The organism is Marinobacter caseinilyticus (assembly GCF_011074955.1).
GTDB classification, from domain to species: domain Bacteria; phylum Pseudomonadota; class Gammaproteobacteria; order Pseudomonadales; family Oleiphilaceae; genus Marinobacter; species Marinobacter caseinilyticus.
Map to the genome: position 1 here is coordinate 54,778 of NZ_WUQJ01000018.1, position 14,961 is coordinate 69,738.

Sequence of the window (14,961 nt, forward strand, 5' to 3'; positions counted from 1 at the left end):
TTGGTAGCTGAAACCAGTTGCCGGGAGGATGAGTCAGCATGAAAGTAAAACGGTTTTTTGCGTCGTCAATGGCAGAAGCCCTCAAGCGTGTGCGCGAGGACATGGGCGCTGATGCGGTGATTCTTTCCAATCGTCGGGTCGACGGCGGTGTCGAAATCGTGACCGCCCTGGATTATGACGAGAATCTGGCGCGCCAACGTCTGGGCAACGCCGCAGCGCAGGCCACCAACGGTTCGCGACTGGCGGAGTTGCAGGCGGATCAGCATCGACGCCTGGAAGACGAACTGGGCCGCTCCCGGAACCGTATCCGCGACGTGCGCGAACAGCGCGCGGCCGAAGGCCGTCAGGCACAGCCAGCGGCGATCACGGCTCAGCCCGCGCCGATGTCAGCAGAGCATGCTTTCGACGGCGGCTCACAGGCCGCGTTGGCGGAAATGAGGGCTGAAATCAGCTCACTCCGGGATCTGTTCAATACTCGCAGTCCGGAAGTCAATACGCCGAAACCGGAGCTCCCCGGTGCCTCACAGCAGCGCCTTGTTGAGCGGTTGGAGGAGTTTGGCTTGAGCCGAACCCTGGCCACGGCACTGTCCAGGAATAATGGCAAGGGCCGGTTGGACGAGGGCTGGAAGAAGGCGCTGAAGACGCTGGCGTCAGGCATCAAGACCAATCGGACGGAATGGCCGGATGAGGGGGGTGTCTTTGCATTGGTCGGGCCCACCGGTTCTGGCAAAACCACCACCATCGGGAAAATGGCAGCGCGCCATGTCTTGCGCCACGGTGCCGATTCTTTGGCACTGGTTACCACAGACCGCTACCGCGTCGCTGCACATGAACAACTCTTTGTGTTCGGGCGAATACTGAATGTACCGGTGCGGGTGGTGGATGAAAGCCATTCGCTGGACGCCATTCTCGGAGAGCTGACGGATCGGCATCTGGTGTTGATCGATACCGCCGGGCTGACCCAGTCCGATAAAGGTTATCAGGAGCAACTGATTGAATTGGCTGAGAGTCGCCATCGTATTCAGTCGCATCTGGTGGTGTCAGCCACGAGTCAGCCACGAATCATGAAATCCATGTGGCATTGCTATAAGATGGCAAAACTTGCGGGTTGTCTGATCACCAAAGTTGACGAAGCGTTGACTCTGGGGGAGGCCCTGGGCTTTGTCGTGGAGACCGGGTTGCCGTTAGCCTACTATACCGATGGCCAAAAAGTGCCCCAGGATCTTCACAGCGCCGAATCGATTCCATTGGTGCGCCTGGCTGTTGAAAAGCTTAAAGTGGTACAGAGAGAGTTGGCCCTGGCCGAAGGCGCGTAACGAAAGCGGGCGCGTTAGGGTGTCAGGGGCTGGAGTTCCGGTTTAACGTGTCAAGAGACAAGAGCCAGTATGAGCAAAGCACATCCGGTACAGGTGATTGCGGTCACCGGTGGAAAAGGCGGTGTCGGCAAGAGTAATGTGTCGGTCAATCTCGCCATTGCACTCGCCCAAATGGGCCGCCGAGTGGTGGTTCTGGACGCCGATCTTGGGCTGGCCAACATTGACGTGCTGTTGGGCATCACCTCCAACCGCAATCTGGCGGACGTGTTGTCGGGTGACTGTGACTTGAAGGATGTACTGGTCGATGGCCCGGCAGGGATAAAAATCGTACCGGCTTCTTCCGGAACGCAGCGCATGACCCAGCTGTCTCCCATGGAGCATGCGGGCCTGATCAATGCCTTCAGTGAACTCGGCGATCAGATTGATGTGCTGATCATCGATACCGCAGCGGGCATTTCCTCTTCCGTGGTGAATTTTCTTCGTGCGGCTCAGGAAATGTTGTTTGTGGTCTGTGACGAGCCCACGTCGATTACCGATGCCTACGCCCTGATCAAACTGATGAATCGGGATTATGGCGTTAACCGCTTCCGGATACTCGCCAATCAGGTCCGTAATGAACAGGAGGGTCGTCACCTCTTCGAAAAGCTGACCCGCGTGACCGAGCGCTTTCTGGACGTTGCACTACAATACGTAGGCATTGTGCCGTACGACGAAGCCGTCAGAAAAGCGGTTCAGCGTCAGCGCGCGGTTCTCGACGCTTACCCCCGCGCGAAAGCCTCACTGGCTATCAAGGCGCTGGCTGAAAAGGTGGATAGCTGGCCATTGCCGACGTCTCCGAGGGGCCACCTGGAATTTTTTGTGGAGCGTCTTGTCGAGGCGTAAGTTAGGCCCAGATGGGCTGTTTAAATCGCAAACCGTGATCGGAATGGCCTCTCAATGTGATCGCTGCTCCGCAAATCCTGTTATCAGTAAGCTGGATACATGACGTTGGCGAAAGGCCTGGGAATCTATAATCAAACTGGCGCGCGGCAAGCCGCAGCGCTTGTCGAAAACCACGCTCCGTTGGTCAAAAAAATTGCCCTCCACATGTTGGCGCGTCTCCCCGCGTCCGTGCAATTGGACGACCTCATGCAGGCCGGACTGATTGGTCTGCTCGAAGCTGCACAAAAATATCAGTCCACCAAAGGCGCCTCCTTCGAGACCTACGCGGGCATTCGTATTCGGGGTGCGATCGTCGACGAAATTCGCAAAGGCGACTGGGTACCACGGTCAGTGCATCGAAACGCCCGTCGGGTGGCCAGGGCCATCAAAGTAGTTGAAGACCGAAAGGGGTGCGAGGCACAGGACTCAGAGGTGGCCGACGAGCTCGAAATGACCCTTGCCGAGTATCACGCCTGTTTGAACGACGCCAGCAGTGGACGTCTTTTTAGTCTGGATGAGCTCAATGAATCGGGCGAGCTGCCGATAGAAGAACCAGAGGCATCGGATAATCCGCTCGAGGGCATTACCTCGGACGCGTTCCGAGCCAGCCTGGCCGGCGCTATCAGCGAGCTGCCGGAGCGGGAGAAATTGGTTCTAAGTCTGTATTACCAGGATGAACTCAATCTGAAGGAAATCGGCGCGGTGATCGGTGTCAGTGAAAGCCGGGTCAGTCAGATCCACAGCCAGGCGGCGCTGAGACTCCGCGCACGCTTGTCGGACTGGTCCCACGACCCGTCCTGAAATCTGTAGATTTTGGTAACAGGCGCTTTACAACGGCGCCAGAGACAAGACAATGAGCGGTGTAGATCTGGCAGCCTGCCAGACTACGAAAAACCACGTCCCTGGGTGACAGGGCCACGAATTGACGGTAATTCCGGGCTTTATTTACGGGAGGTCCCTTTGGACAAAAACATGAAAATCCTGATTGTGGATGATTTCTCCACAATGCGCAGGATCATTAAAAATTTGCTGCGCGATCTTGGTTTTACCAATACTGACGAAGCAGATGATGGCAATACAGCGTTGCCGATGTTGAGAAGCGGCAAGTATGACTTCCTGGTGACGGACTGGAACATGCCCGGTATGTCGGGTATCGACCTTCTCAAAGAAGTCAGAGCGGACGACGCACTAAAGACTTTACCGGTCTTGATGGTAACGGCCGAAGCCAAGCGCGATCAGATCGTAGCTGCGGCTCAGGCAGGTGTGAATGGGTACGTGGTCAAACCGTTTACCGCCGCTGTGCTCAAAGAGAAGATTGAAAAAATCTTTGAACGCATCCAGTAACAATCAGTCGGATACGCTCTCATGAGCAACATCAAAAAAAACCAGACAGAACTGGACTCCGAGATCACTGATAAGCTTCGCGGGCAGGCCACCGCGTTAATGGAGCATGTGGAGGCGGGTAATTACGTTAAGGCCATGGGCGTTATCAATGACCTGAGCGAGGTCCGCGATCAAAGCCTCTATATTGAAGTCGGGCGACTGACCCGCAGTTTGCACGAGGCCATACGTAATTTTCAGATAGACCCCCAGAATGAAGAGCAACAGCAAGCGCTGTCGATGATGACAGATGCTTCTGACCGGCTTGAATACGTCATTCAGATGACCAGCAAGGCGGCCAATCGCACCATGGATCTGGTTGAAGACGCCATGCCGCGTGTCAATGCCATGCGCGACCAAGCCAGGTCCTTGCGTGATGACTGGCAGCGTTTACGTCGCCGAGAGATGGCACCAGCGGAATTCCGCGAGCTTTATACCCGAATTGATAACTACTTCATCACCGTAGCCGATGACGCCGAGGCGATGTATGGCAGCCTGTCGGAGATTCTTCTGGCACAGGATTTTCAGGATCTGACCGGTCAGGTGATTCATAAAGTCACCACGCTGGTTAAGGAAGTCGAAGAGCACCTGCTCAATCTGGTTGTGATGGCGGGTCATGTTGACCAACTGACTGGCACGGTTCACGAGCTGGAAAAACAAGAAGAAACCTCCCCGGAGAAAGGTGAGGGGCCACAGATGCGAGCCGCAGAACGTGCGGACGTTGTATCCGGACAGGACGATGTGGATGACCTGCTGTCCAGTCTCGGATTTTAATTGAGGGTAAGGCATGGCATTTGACGCTGATGAAGAAATTCTGCAGGACTTTCTGGTTGAGGCCGGCGAGATACTCGAGAAATTATCCGAGCAGCTTGTGGATCTTGAGCGCAATCCGGATGACAGTGACCTTCTGAATGCCATCTTCAGAGGCTTTCACACCGTCAAGGGTGGGGCCGGTTTTTTGCAGTTGGATGCACTGGTTAACTGCTGCCATTCGGCCGAAAATGTGTTTGACACGTTGCGGAACCAAAAGCGCAGGGTGGATTCCGAACTCATGGACGTGGTGCTGGAAACACTCGACCACGTCAATGCCATGTTTGATCAGGTTCGCAATCGTGACGAATTGATTCCTGCTCCAGACGAATTGATTCGGGCGCTGGATGGCTTTGCCCGGCCTGCGAGCGAAGACACTGCCGACCCCGACGAGGCGGTGTCGGAGGATTCGGATGACACGCCTTTTCAGGACTCGGAGTCCGACGATCAGGGCGATATCACCGACGAAGAATTTGAGAGGCTCCTTGATGCGCTGCAGGATGGCCGGCAGCAGAATGCTCCGGCGGCGACTGCGGCGATAGGCGAGGGCAGTGCGGCCGCCGATGACTTGGCGGTGGCTTCCTCAGACAACGATGACATCACGGATGATGAGTTTGAAGCCTTGCTGGATAACCTTCATGGTAAAGGTCAGTTTTCCGGCGCGGTTGACGCTGAACCTAAAGCGTCCAAGCCCAAAGCCGCTGACACAGGCTCGCCGGCCTCTGCGGGGAGCAGTGCCTCCGGGAGTGATGAGCTGATCAGTGACGATGAATTTGAAAACTTGCTGGACGAGCTTCACGGCAAAGGCAAAAGTCCGACGGTGGCTGCAACGGGTCGCGATCAAACGCCCGCCGATAAAACACCCAACGATAAAACACCAAAGAAGCCGGCGGCCAAACCCTCAGCGAAGCCGGCAACGACCGGCAATGCGGCCCATTCGCCAAGCGCGGATAATCCGGCGCCAACGCCCGCAGTCCCTGCCCGGGATGGGGCTGCACCTGTGGCTGAGACAACGGTGCGGGTGGACACCAAGCGCCTGGACGACATCATGAACATGGTGGGTGAGCTGGTGTTGGTGCGTAATCGTCTCCAACGTCTGGGTTCCAACAGCGAAGATGAACACATGCAGAAAGCGGTTTCCAATCTGGATGTGGTCACCACCGATTTGCAGGCGGCGGTCATGCAGACCCGCATGCAGCCGATCAAGAAAGTTTTTGGTCGTTTTCCGAGGGTTGTTCGGGATCTGGCCCGGAGCCTGAAGAAAGAAATCAATCTGGTGATGCAGGGTGAAGATACTGACCTGGACAAAAACCTGGTCGAGGCCCTGTCGGATCCCCTGGTCCACCTGGTGCGGAATTCGGTGGACCATGGTATAGAGCCGCCCGATGTCCGGGAAAAAGCTGGCAAGCCTCGAGTGGGGCTGGTCAAGCTGTCCGCCGAGCAGGAAGGGGACCACATCCTGCTGGTGATTGAAGACGACGGTGCCGGCATGGACCCGGACAAGCTTCGTCAGAAGGCCGTCGAAAAAGGTCTTTATGAACAGGATGCGGCCGATCGTCTCAGCAAGAACGACTGCTACAACCTGATTTTTGCGGCCGGATTCTCCACCAAAGACCAGATCTCCGATGTATCCGGCCGCGGTGTCGGCATGGACGTGGTTAAAACGAAGATCGGCCAGTTAAATGGCATGATCAGCGTGGAGTCAGAACTCGGCAAGGGCTCGCGCATTGTGATCAAGGTCCCGCTGACCCTGGCCATCATGCCGACGCTGATGATCATGCTGGGCGACCAGTCTTTTGCGTTGCCGTTGGTGAACGTGGTTGAGATTTTCCACCTTGACCTGAGTAAAAAGAACATCGTCGATGGTCGGGAATGCATCGTTGTCCGGGACAAGGTATTTCCACTGTTTCATATCAAGCGCTGGTTGATCAAAGGCGCGGCTAATGCTCCGCAGCCTAAAAATGGTCACGTTGTGATTGTTGCCATGGGCACCAAGCGCGTGGGCTTTGTGGTGGATCAGTTGATCGGTCAGGAAGAGGTGGTGATCAAACCTCTGGGGCGGGCTCTTCTGGGCACGCCGGGAATGGCCGGCGCGACAATCACGGGTGATGGCCGAATCGCCCTGATTATTGATGTCCCCAGCCTACTTCAGCATTACGGCTGATGCAGCGCCCCGTTAACCCAGTGGAAGGAGGAGTACATGGCGGTTTCTGTCCTGGTCGTTGATGATTCAGGTTTTTTTCGTAAGCGACTGACTGAAATCCTCAGTGCCTCCGGCGACATTCAGGTAGTGGGTGTTGCCACCAATGGCCGTGAAGGCGTCGAGATGGCGCAAAAGCTGCGTCCTGACGTCATCACCATGGATTACGAAATGCCGGTGATGGACGGCATTACTGCCGTCAGGGAAATTCTCAAGCACCAGTTCGTGCCGGTGCTGATGTTTTCATCGCTGACCTACGATGGCGCCCGTGTGACCTTGGACGCCTTGGATGCCGGTGCGGTCGATTTCCTGCCCAAGAATTTTGAAGATATAGCGAAAGACACCAGCCAGCTTCAGCAAATCCTGCGGGATCGGATTTTGAGTGTGGCCCGCAGCGGCCCGGGCACCCGCCCCAACCGCTCAGCACCGCCGCTGTCTGCCAGGCCTCGCGTCGCACCGGCGCCCGTCCGTCCGGCCACCGGCGGGCGTGCCACGTTACAACGCTCAACTCCGGAACCGGAGCAGGCGGTTCGCAGTTCAGGCCGCAAGACGCCACCGCGACATTACGACGTGGTCGGAATCGGCACGTCCACCGGCGGCCCCATCGCACTACAAAAAGTGCTGACAGTGTTACCGAAAAATTTTCCGGCGCCCATTGTGCTGGTGCAGCATATGCCTGCGAGTTTCACGCCGGCGTTTGCGGATCGCCTCAACAAGTTGTGCAACATCGACGTGCGCGAGGCAAAAGAGGGCGACGTGCTCAAGCCTGGCCTGGCATTGCTGGCGCCGGGTGGCAAGCAGATGATGATTGAAAATCGGGGTGGACAAGGCCGGGTCCGTATTTTGCCCGGGGATGAGCGACTGAACTACAAACCTTGTGCCGACGTCACGTTTGGCTCCCTCGCCCGGAGCTTTCCTGGTAAGACATTGGGCGTCATCCTGACGGGGATGGGGGCGGACGGCAAAGAGGGTTGTCGCTTAATGAAAGCGTCCGGCTCGATCGTCTGGTCCCAGGATGAAAAAACTTCCGTTATTTACGGTATGCCCATGGCGGTCGCTAAAGCGGGCTTATCGGATGAGGTGTTACCACTGCAGGACATCGGCAACCGGCTTATGGAAGGCGTTAGCTGATGGACATTCTGAGCTTACTCGGCATCATTCTGGCATTTGTCGCAATTCTGGGCGGCAATTTGCTGGAGGGCGGCGCATTGAGCTCTCTGTTCAACGGTCCGGCGGCGTTGATTGTTGTGGGGGGGACGTTGGCTGCGACCGCGCTTCAGACCTCCTGGCCGGTGCTCCGACGCGCGTTTTCGCAACTCCGTTGGGTGTTCCTGCCACCGTATGTGGGCCTGGAAGACGGTATTGGGAAAGTCATCGACTGGAGTGTCAGGGCGCGCAAACAGGGGCTGCTTGGTCTGGAGGGCCTGGCGGAACGGGAGCCTGAGACCTTTGCTCGCAAGGGCCTGCAGCTCTTGGTAGACGGTGCTGAACCGGAATCGATTCGCAGCATTATGGAGGTCGATCTGGAATCCCGTGAGCAGCGGGACCTGGATGCGGCGCGGGTGTTTGAAGCAATGGGTGGCTATTCGCCCACCATTGGCATTATCGGTGCGGTGATGGGGCTGATCCAGGTGATGACCAACCTGGAAAATCCCAGCACGCTCGGCGCTGGCATTGCGACGGCATTCGTGGCAACCATTTACGGGGTCGCGTTGGCCAACCTGCTGTTTTTCCCCGTTGCCAACAAGCTTCGAGGGCTGGTGAGTGTGCGTGTGCGCTATGAGGACATGATGATTGACGGCATCATTGCCATTGCGGAAGGTGAGAACCCCCGCTCCATAGAGTTACGACTGCGTGGGTTTTTGCACTGATGCCACCTACGTACTGCTTGATCCAACGGTCGCTGCCCGGCAGTAATCGACCCCGTCCCAATGCCCTGGACGGAGGGTAGTCGTGCGACGCCGGCGATCCACTCGGGATGAATTTCATAACAAAGAGCGTTGGCTGATTTCCTACGCTGATTTTATCACCCTCCTGTTCGCTTTTTTCGTCGTGATGTATTCCGTGTCCTCGGTCAATGAAGGCAAATACAAGGTGCTGTCCGAGACCCTGACTGGCGTGTTCAATGCACCCCAGCGAACCGTAAACCCGATTGAAGTGGGTGAGCAGGCGCCGGAGACGCTGCCGTCGCGCGAGCAAGTGATCCCTCTGCCTGTGACCGAGGCTCCACGGAACCCAGAAACGGACGAACAGCAGCGCAGTGAAGCGCTGCGGGCCATGGCAGACCAGTTGGCGTTGGAGTTTGATGAGCTGATCAATCAGGGCGTGGTGACGCTTGAGACCAGCGATCGCTGGATCGAACTGAGCCTCCGCAACAGTCTGTTGTTCGGCAGTGGAGACGCCGAGCCGCATTTTGACGCGTTTGAGTTGCTTGAGTCGATCGCCAGAGTGCTGACGTCTCGCGACAATGCGGTGCGGGTGGAGGGATTTACCGACAACCGGCCAATACAGACATCGGCCTTTCCTTCCAACTGGGAGTTGTCCACCGCCCGCGCCGCGGCCGTTGTGCGTGTGTTGGCTATGGAGGGTGTCGAACCTCAACGCATGGCGGCCATCGGCTACGGCGAATTCCAGCCGGTCGCACGCAACGATACAAACGAAGGGCGCAGTCGTAATCGTCGCGTGGTCCTGCTGATCTCCCGGGACGCCAGTATCCGCGGGGCGATGCGTTAAGCTTCGGCATATTGGCATGGTTTCTGTATTTCTTTTTTTGCACCGTTCAAAATCGGGCAATAAATTGCCGTGCCTTCTTCAAGGAACGCCGCGTTTCGCCGATAAGCAGATTCAGAACAGTTAAATACCCGGGGAGTCAGTGTGCGAATTTGGGCCATAGCCAATCAAAAAGGCGGTGTCGGTAAGACGACCACCGTGGTAGCCCTTGCCGGACTTCTGGCGGGCCGGGGTAAGCGTGTGCTGGTGGTGGATCTGGACCCGCACGGCTCTCTGACCAGCTGGTTTGGCCTGGATCCGGATACTCTGGCCCACAGTGTCTTTGATCTGTTTCAACATCAGGGCAAAGTGCCCGATGGTTTACCGGCGCAGTTGGTTACCGAGACCCATTGTCAGGGTATGTCGCTGCTGCCGGCCAGTACGGCGCTGGCGACACTTGAACGACGGATGATCGGGGTTGAGGGTATGGGGTTGATCATGTCCCGCGCGCTGGCGCAATTATGGGACGATTTCGATTACGTGCTGCTCGATAATACGCCGTCGCTGGGGGTATTGATGGTGAACGCTCTGGCCGCCGCACAACACCTGATTATCCCGGTGCAAACGGAGTTTCTGGCCATCAAGGGTCTGGAGCGCATGTTGCACACACTTGAAATGATTATGCGTTCGCAAAAGAAAAAGCTTGCTTACACCATCGTGCCCACTCTGTTTGACCGTCGCACCCAGGCGTCGGTGAAGAGTTTGAATACCCTGCGTAAAAACCACCCCGACACGCTATGGCGTTTTGCGATTCCGGTGGACACCAAATTCCGGGACGCCAGTCAGGCCGGCTTGGTGCCGTCTGACCTGGATCCAGAAACCCATGGCGTGCGAGCCTACCGTCGCTTACTTGAGGACCTGGTCAGCAGCGCAATGCAGGCGGGAACCAAGTAATGCCCGCTGCCAATCTTTTGACATTGCAGGCCTTGGGCCCGGTAATGATCCAGGGGGCGCCATGACGTCCTCTCGTAAGCTGGACCAAGCGGACCCAGCGACGGCGCTTGCCAGTTATCTGGATGAACTGTTACAAACGGCCACCGACAGCGCTCGGGAAGACGAAGTTGCAGCGCCGGCAGTGGCGTTAACGATACCGGCCAGAACGCCCGTGGTATCAGCACCGGCCGCCAAGGCGGAGCTGGCCCCGGCACCGGTGGTGCCGAAGCCTGCTCCACCACTACCGGTGAGCCGACTGCAAGAAGCGCGCGTTCGCAATACGCCAACTCCGGTTGTCGGTCCAATAGCCGAACAGGAACAGCCACCGGCGGACGCCCCGCCTTCGGTCCGCCCTGACTGGTCTGAAAAACCGTTCGAATGTCTTATCTTCCGCGTGGCGGGCCTGCAGTTGGCTGTACCTTTGGTGTTGTTGGGCGCCATTCACCGCATGGAAGCCAAGGTTAAGCCAATACCCGGGCGACCGCCCTGGTACATGGGCATGTTGCCAGATCGGGATCATAATTTGCGGGTTGTAGACACGGCACAGTGGATTATGGCGGGGCGAGTGCCGGAGGGTGCCCGAGAAGGCTATCAGTTTGTAATCCGGCTGGACGACAGTGAGTGGGCGTTGGCCTGTGACGACGTCGCACAGTCGTTTACCCTCGACCCGAACGAGGTTCGCTGGCGATCAACCCGCAGCAAACGACCTTGGCTGGCGGGTACGGTCATAAAGCACATGTGCGCCTTGATTGACGTTGGTACTATGGCTAACTTGCTGGCGCGGGCTGAGCGCGAGCATCGGCTGGCACTGGAATAACGCGAGAGCAGCACCGCTTGTAGCGGCTGGCCCGAAATCCGGAATGAAATCGGAGCAGGCTGGCACGGTTTATGCCCTGAACTATAGTATGGGGCGCGGATGATGATTTTTTGACAATCAGGTTGTTCCGTTCGGGCAGCCTGTTCAGGAGAACGTGCATTATGGCTTCCCAGAGTGGACAACAGAATCAGGGTCAAGACGATCAGGTATTGCAGTACGTTACATTTCGGTTGGATGAGGAGACTTACGGGATTGGCGTAATGCAAATCCAGGAGGTTCTGCGTTACACCGAAATTGCCCCGGTTCCCGGTGCTCCAGACTACGTATTGGGGATTATCAACCTGCGCGGCAACGTGGTGACAGTGATTGATACCCGCCGTCGGTTTGGGCTGGCCGATGCAGAGGTGACGGATGCCACTCGCATTGTGGTGATGGAATCCTCCAATCAGGTGATGGGTATTCTGGTGGACTCCGTCGCTGAAGTGGTTTACCTGAAGTCCAGTGAGATTGAAACGGCCCCGAACGTGGGGAACGAAGAGAGCGCCAAGTTTATTCAGGGCGTGTGTAACAAAAACGGCGAACTCATCATCCTGGTTGAGTTTGACAAAATGCTGACAGACCACGAATGGGCCGAAATCGCATCTTTCTGATCGGATAAGTCGCCGTTGGAAGGGTAGGGATTGAGGCGAATGTCGATGGTCATACTCCTTAGGAGCACATAGAGATGGGCATGACAATCGATTTGGCTGGCGGCATGACTGCCCTCGTTCCCTGGATTTTGACCTTTGGCGCACTGAGCTTGCTGTTCGTGCAGGCGGTCCTGTCCCGACGCCAGATTGGTTTGCTCCGGCAGCAGCTCAAAGACCGCTGCGATACGCTCGGACGCGAACTGCACGCCACCGGCAGCGGCAGCATGGGCGTGGGACACCGAGTGGTGACCTGTGAACGCCAGTTGCACGAGTTGCGCGGCCTGATGGATGAAATGCGTCAGAACGACCCACTTCGGGTGTCCTATGATGAAGCGTCCCGGCTGGTGGAGTTGGGCGCCGATATTGACGATCTGATGAACACCTGTGGTATTTCACGCCCGGAAGCCGAATTGGTGGCGGCGCTTAAACACCGTCAAGCAGCATAATGCCGCCGATTGCCTGACCGGAGCGAGAGCCTTATACCCCTGCGTCGGCAGGGGTTTTGCCTTGCAGGTTAAAGGCAAACGCCAGAATTTCGGCGATGATCTGATACAGCGTTTCTGGTATTTCCTCGTCCAGGTTCAGGCGCGCTAAAATCGCCGCAAGTTCCGGATTTTCGTAGAGCGGCACACCATGCTCTCTGGCAATACGAATAATCTCTTCCGCAATGTCATCGAGCCCGCTGGCAGCCACCGTGGGGGCCCGATTGCCGTCGTACTTCAGTGCCACTGCGGTTTCCCGTTGGGGGTGTTGTTCTTCCGTCATGCCTTGCTCCCTTAAAACCTCTCGTTGGGCGGCAGCCCCGTGTTGCGGCGTCGCCATCATGCCGGGCCGGCAGGCACCGTCGTTCAGGCTCGGGTATCAATCAGCCGTTGCTCCAGTTTGGTGGTGGCGCCTTGCGGGCTGCCGCGTCGGCAATCGAGGTCCACTACCTCCAGCCCGAGCTCAGTGAGCCGCGCCCTCAACTGGTCGAGTTCTGCTTGCGCCTGTTGAAGCGTCGCCTGTTTTTCCGCCCACACCCGGGCGGATACCTGCAGCTCACGCAGAGACACCTCAAAATAGACCGGACCGGAATCATCCAGGTCCAGCGCCAGTGAAAACCGCCATTCCGCGACCCGGGCCGATTTGCGTTGGTCATCACCTTCCCGCTCGTCAGCGGCATACTGCTCCAACCTGAGTTGGGCCACCCGGGGTTCGTTTTGCGGTGTCACCCAGGGCAGGTCAATCAGCCAGGTGGCCGGTGCCGGGGTGTCTGCAGTAGCTCGGTTGGTTAGCATTTGGCTGTGAAGTTGATTAACCGATATTCGATTGAGCATGCCGGCCAGCAACCTCAAGGTCTGCCCCACATTTAAAGGCTCCGAACGTGAAGCCGCTGGAGGCGGTGGCAGTTGATTGGGAAATTGCAGCGGCGCCTGAACCAATTCATGGCTAGCCAGTGGTGTGAATCGATTAAAATGTTCGGTGGCCAATCCCTGTTGGGCTAGCAGCGTGGTGACAATCCGGGTGAGCGCCAGTTTCAGGTCCGGCAACGCGGCATCCGGTGTGCGGGTCAGCCGGGCTTCCGCAAACAGGCCGCTCTCAGCAATCCAGGTTTTCACCTGTGTCGCCAGCGGGCTGGACGGCGGGCTGCCTTGTGGTCCGGTCCCGGCTTTGGTGGCCGTTGCCGACGCTGGTGAGGTATGGGTCAGGGCCGTGCTCACCGGCAGCCGTGCCACCAACTGCCTGATCGCCTCCTGCGTGCTCGCCGGTAACGTTTGTGGCGTCAGTCGCAACGTTTCACTTTGCCCCGATGATGGCAGCGCCGCCATGAGTTGACTTAAACCGCTGTCCAGGCGTTGCTGCCAGGGCAGCCGCTGTGCCAATGCTTCAGCGATCCGGGTGTCTGGCGTCGGTGCCAGCTTGGCGATCAGCTGCAACTCGTTGCCGGCTCGCATTATTTTCACCCAGTCGCCGGGTTCCAGCTTGGTCTCGCCGATTGCAGCCCGTACCAGCAGGCTTTGACCGCGAAGCTCAAGGATGGCATCACCCGCCACACCGGGCTGGCGATTGAGTATCTCGGCCACTTTGGCGCTTACCACCTGTTGATTTTCCAGTTGCAGACGGTCGAGCAAGACCTGGGCTGATAAAAGCTGAGCCAACCCGGTTGACACCGATCCGGGCGTCTGCCCCGGCACCGGCACGCCAGTCTGCGTCGATTTAGGCGTGTCCTTGGGTACCGGCATGTGGCCGTTAATGGGTACTTTCATGGTTACCAACCGCTCTTGGTTTGTCGGACGGAGTGAATATCCGGAACTCGTCAGTCCACAAAGTAATTTCGCCAAGGTTTCGTTATAATATGGCCCGCCGGAGGCTCATGTCCTCCGAATGGCCCGTCGATACATCGCCGGGATTTTGATTTTCCTGAGCCGGGCCAAACCAAGCCCAGTTTTAACAGCGCTTTGGGGCCCTGATGTCTGAACAAAACGCCTCCGCTCCGTTACTCCAGGCGGTTGACCTTTACTGTGAGCGCGATGACCGAATTCTGTTTCAGGGTCTCGGATGCTCCATAGTGCCCGGGACGCTCACCCGTGTCGAGGGGCCAAATGGCTCTGGGAAAACCACCTTGTTGCGAATTCTGGCCGGACTGCACGGAGGCTTTGAGGGCGAGGTTTTATGGCGCGGAGAATCCAGAGACGCATCGCGTGAGTCGTTCCTGCGAAATTTGCTGTACATCGGTCACCGGCCTGGGGTCAAAGCGCTGTTGACGCCGCTGGAAAACCTGCGCGCGTTGATGTCCGGTCGAAGGGAGTTGGACGATGCCCGCCTCGTTGATGCTCTGGAACGCTCAGGCCTGTCTGGCTTTACAGACATACCTTGCCAGCATTTATCCGCAGGCCAGACACGCCGGGTGGCCCTGGCCCGGCTGGTGTTGTCAGACGAGCCATTGTGGATTCTGGACGAAGCGTTCACCGCCATTGATCATGATGGCGTGGCCGGCCTGGAACAGCTGCTGGCATCGAGAGTGGCGCAGGGTGGCGCAGTGATTGTGACCACCCATCACGCGCTGGCGCTACCCGGCATGAGGCGCATTCGTCTGGGGCAGGAGAGCCATTGTGAATTCTGAATGTCGCCCGGTGCAAGCATGCG

Annotated in this window: 16 protein-coding genes; 14 read left to right on the forward strand and 2 right to left on the reverse strand. The window is 57.5% G+C overall.

Annotated features, from left to right (window positions below; genetic code table 11):
• Positions 1 to 38 precede the first annotated feature (38 nt).
• The 13 genes from flhF (at position 39) to GRX64_RS07075 (ending at position 12,281) form a co-directional block, all read left to right on the forward strand.
• Positions 39 to 1,316 (forward strand): flagellar biosynthesis GTPase FlhF, encoded by a 1,278-nt coding sequence (gene flhF / locus GRX64_RS07015; RefSeq protein WP_166265196.1) that lies wholly within the window; start codon positions 39 to 41, stop codon positions 1,314 to 1,316.
• A 69-nt stretch (positions 1,317 to 1,385) separates the two neighbouring features.
• Positions 1,386 to 2,198: a MinD/ParA family protein gene (locus GRX64_RS07020; RefSeq protein ID WP_166265199.1), complete on the forward strand. Its 813-nt coding sequence runs from the start codon at positions 1,386 to 1,388 to the stop codon at positions 2,196 to 2,198.
• 99 nt (positions 2,199 to 2,297) lie between these two features.
• On the forward strand, positions 2,298 to 3,038 hold the full coding sequence (locus tag GRX64_RS07025; protein WP_166265202.1) for an RNA polymerase sigma factor FliA: 741 nt from the start codon (positions 2,298 to 2,300) through the stop codon (positions 3,036 to 3,038).
• A gap of 159 nt (positions 3,039 to 3,197) precedes the next feature.
• A complete protein-coding gene (gene cheY / locus GRX64_RS07030) occupies positions 3,198 to 3,581 on the forward strand; it encodes a chemotaxis response regulator CheY (RefSeq protein WP_166265205.1) in 384 nt (127 codons plus the stop codon).
• A gap of 21 nt (positions 3,582 to 3,602) precedes the next feature.
• Complete coding sequence (locus tag GRX64_RS07035; protein WP_166265208.1) at positions 3,603 to 4,391, forward strand: protein phosphatase CheZ; 789 nt, start codon at positions 3,603 to 3,605, stop codon at positions 4,389 to 4,391.
• A gap of 13 nt (positions 4,392 to 4,404) precedes the next feature.
• A complete protein-coding gene (locus GRX64_RS07040; protein ID WP_166265211.1) occupies positions 4,405 to 6,591 on the forward strand; it encodes a chemotaxis protein CheA in 2,187 nt (728 codons plus the stop codon).
• A gap of 36 nt (positions 6,592 to 6,627) precedes the next feature.
• Positions 6,628 to 7,758: a protein-glutamate methylesterase/protein-glutamine glutaminase gene (locus GRX64_RS07045; RefSeq protein WP_166265214.1), complete on the forward strand. Its 1,131-nt coding sequence runs from the start codon at positions 6,628 to 6,630 to the stop codon at positions 7,756 to 7,758.
• The gene (locus tag GRX64_RS07050; RefSeq protein ID WP_166265217.1) at positions 7,758 to 8,498 is read left to right on the forward strand and encodes a flagellar motor protein; all 741 of its coding nucleotides are present in this window, start codon (positions 7,758 to 7,760) and stop codon (positions 8,496 to 8,498) included. Before GRX64_RS07045 ends, GRX64_RS07050 begins: the two co-directional genes overlap by 1 nt.
• Before the next feature lie 82 nt (positions 8,499 to 8,580).
• Positions 8,581 to 9,360, forward strand: a complete 780-nt coding sequence (gene motD, locus GRX64_RS07055) for a flagellar motor protein MotD (RefSeq protein ID WP_166265220.1) — start codon at positions 8,581 to 8,583, stop codon at positions 9,358 to 9,360.
• Positions 9,361 to 9,501: 141 nt separating this feature from the next.
• Positions 9,502 to 10,290, forward strand: a complete 789-nt coding sequence (locus GRX64_RS07060; protein WP_166265223.1) for a ParA family protein — start codon at positions 9,502 to 9,504, stop codon at positions 10,288 to 10,290.
• Positions 10,291 to 10,351: 61 nt separating this feature from the next.
• A complete protein-coding gene (locus GRX64_RS07065) occupies positions 10,352 to 11,146 on the forward strand; it encodes a CheW domain-containing protein (RefSeq protein WP_166265226.1) in 795 nt (264 codons plus the stop codon).
• A 161-nt stretch (positions 11,147 to 11,307) separates the two neighbouring features.
• Entirely contained in the window at positions 11,308 to 11,796 is a 489-nt protein-coding gene (locus GRX64_RS07070; protein ID WP_166265229.1) for a chemotaxis protein CheW, read from the forward strand.
• Between the two features lie 80 nt (positions 11,797 to 11,876).
• Positions 11,877 to 12,281, forward strand: coding sequence for a DUF2802 domain-containing protein (locus GRX64_RS07075; protein WP_235937553.1), 405 nt, complete (start codon positions 11,877 to 11,879; stop codon positions 12,279 to 12,281).
• Positions 12,282 to 12,312: 31 nt separating this feature from the next.
• Here GRX64_RS07075 and GRX64_RS07080 read toward each other — a convergent pair whose 3' ends face one another.
• On the reverse strand, positions 12,313 to 12,600 hold the full coding sequence (locus GRX64_RS07080) for an EscU/YscU/HrcU family type III secretion system export apparatus switch protein (RefSeq protein ID WP_166265232.1): 288 nt from the start codon (positions 12,598 to 12,600) through the stop codon (positions 12,313 to 12,315).
• An 83-nt stretch (positions 12,601 to 12,683) separates the two neighbouring features.
• Positions 12,684 to 14,081 (reverse strand): flagellar hook-length control protein FliK, encoded by a 1,398-nt coding sequence (gene fliK, locus GRX64_RS07085; RefSeq protein ID WP_235937554.1) that lies wholly within the window; start codon positions 14,079 to 14,081, stop codon positions 12,684 to 12,686.
• A 203-nt stretch (positions 14,082 to 14,284) separates the two neighbouring features.
• Here fliK and ccmA point away from each other — a divergent pair, with 203 nt between their 5' ends.
• On the forward strand, positions 14,285 to 14,938 hold the full coding sequence (ccmA, locus tag GRX64_RS07090; protein ID WP_166265235.1) for a cytochrome c biogenesis heme-transporting ATPase CcmA: 654 nt from the start codon (positions 14,285 to 14,287) through the stop codon (positions 14,936 to 14,938).
• Positions 14,939 to 14,961: the final 23 nt, after the last annotated feature.

What these genes read in the sequence shown, in the direction of transcription:
- flhF (WP_166265196.1), top strand. Translation starts at nt 39, where the DNA reads ATGAAAGTAAAACGGTTTTTTGCGTCGTCAATGGCAGAAGCCCTCAAG.
- GRX64_RS07020 (WP_166265199.1), top strand. Translation starts at nt 1,386, where the DNA reads ATGAGCAAAGCACATCCGGTACAGGTGATTGCGGTCACCGGTGGAAAA.
- GRX64_RS07025 (WP_166265202.1), top strand. Translation starts at nt 2,298, where the DNA reads ATGACGTTGGCGAAAGGCCTGGGAATCTATAATCAAACTGGCGCGCGG.
- GRX64_RS07035 (WP_166265208.1), top strand. Translation starts at nt 3,603, where the DNA reads ATGAGCAACATCAAAAAAAACCAGACAGAACTGGACTCCGAGATCACT.
- GRX64_RS07040 (WP_166265211.1), top strand. Translation starts at nt 4,405, where the DNA reads ATGGCATTTGACGCTGATGAAGAAATTCTGCAGGACTTTCTGGTTGAG.
- GRX64_RS07045 (WP_166265214.1), top strand. Translation starts at nt 6,628, where the DNA reads ATGGCGGTTTCTGTCCTGGTCGTTGATGATTCAGGTTTTTTTCGTAAG.
- GRX64_RS07050 (WP_166265217.1), top strand. Translation starts at nt 7,758, where the DNA reads ATGGACATTCTGAGCTTACTCGGCATCATTCTGGCATTTGTCGCAATT.
- GRX64_RS07065 (WP_166265226.1), top strand. Translation starts at nt 10,352, where the DNA reads ATGACGTCCTCTCGTAAGCTGGACCAAGCGGACCCAGCGACGGCGCTT.
- GRX64_RS07070 (WP_166265229.1), top strand. Translation starts at nt 11,308, where the DNA reads ATGGCTTCCCAGAGTGGACAACAGAATCAGGGTCAAGACGATCAGGTA.
- GRX64_RS07075 (WP_235937553.1), top strand. Translation starts at nt 11,877, where the DNA reads ATGACAATCGATTTGGCTGGCGGCATGACTGCCCTCGTTCCCTGGATT.
- GRX64_RS07080 (WP_166265232.1), bottom strand. Translation starts at nt 12,600, where the DNA reads ATGACGGAAGAACAACACCCCCAACGGGAAACCGCAGTGGCACTGAAG.
- fliK (WP_235937554.1), bottom strand. Translation starts at nt 14,081, where the DNA reads ATGAAAGTACCCATTAACGGCCACATGCCGGTACCCAAGGACACGCCT.
- ccmA (WP_166265235.1), top strand. Translation starts at nt 14,285, where the DNA reads ATGTCTGAACAAAACGCCTCCGCTCCGTTACTCCAGGCGGTTGACCTT.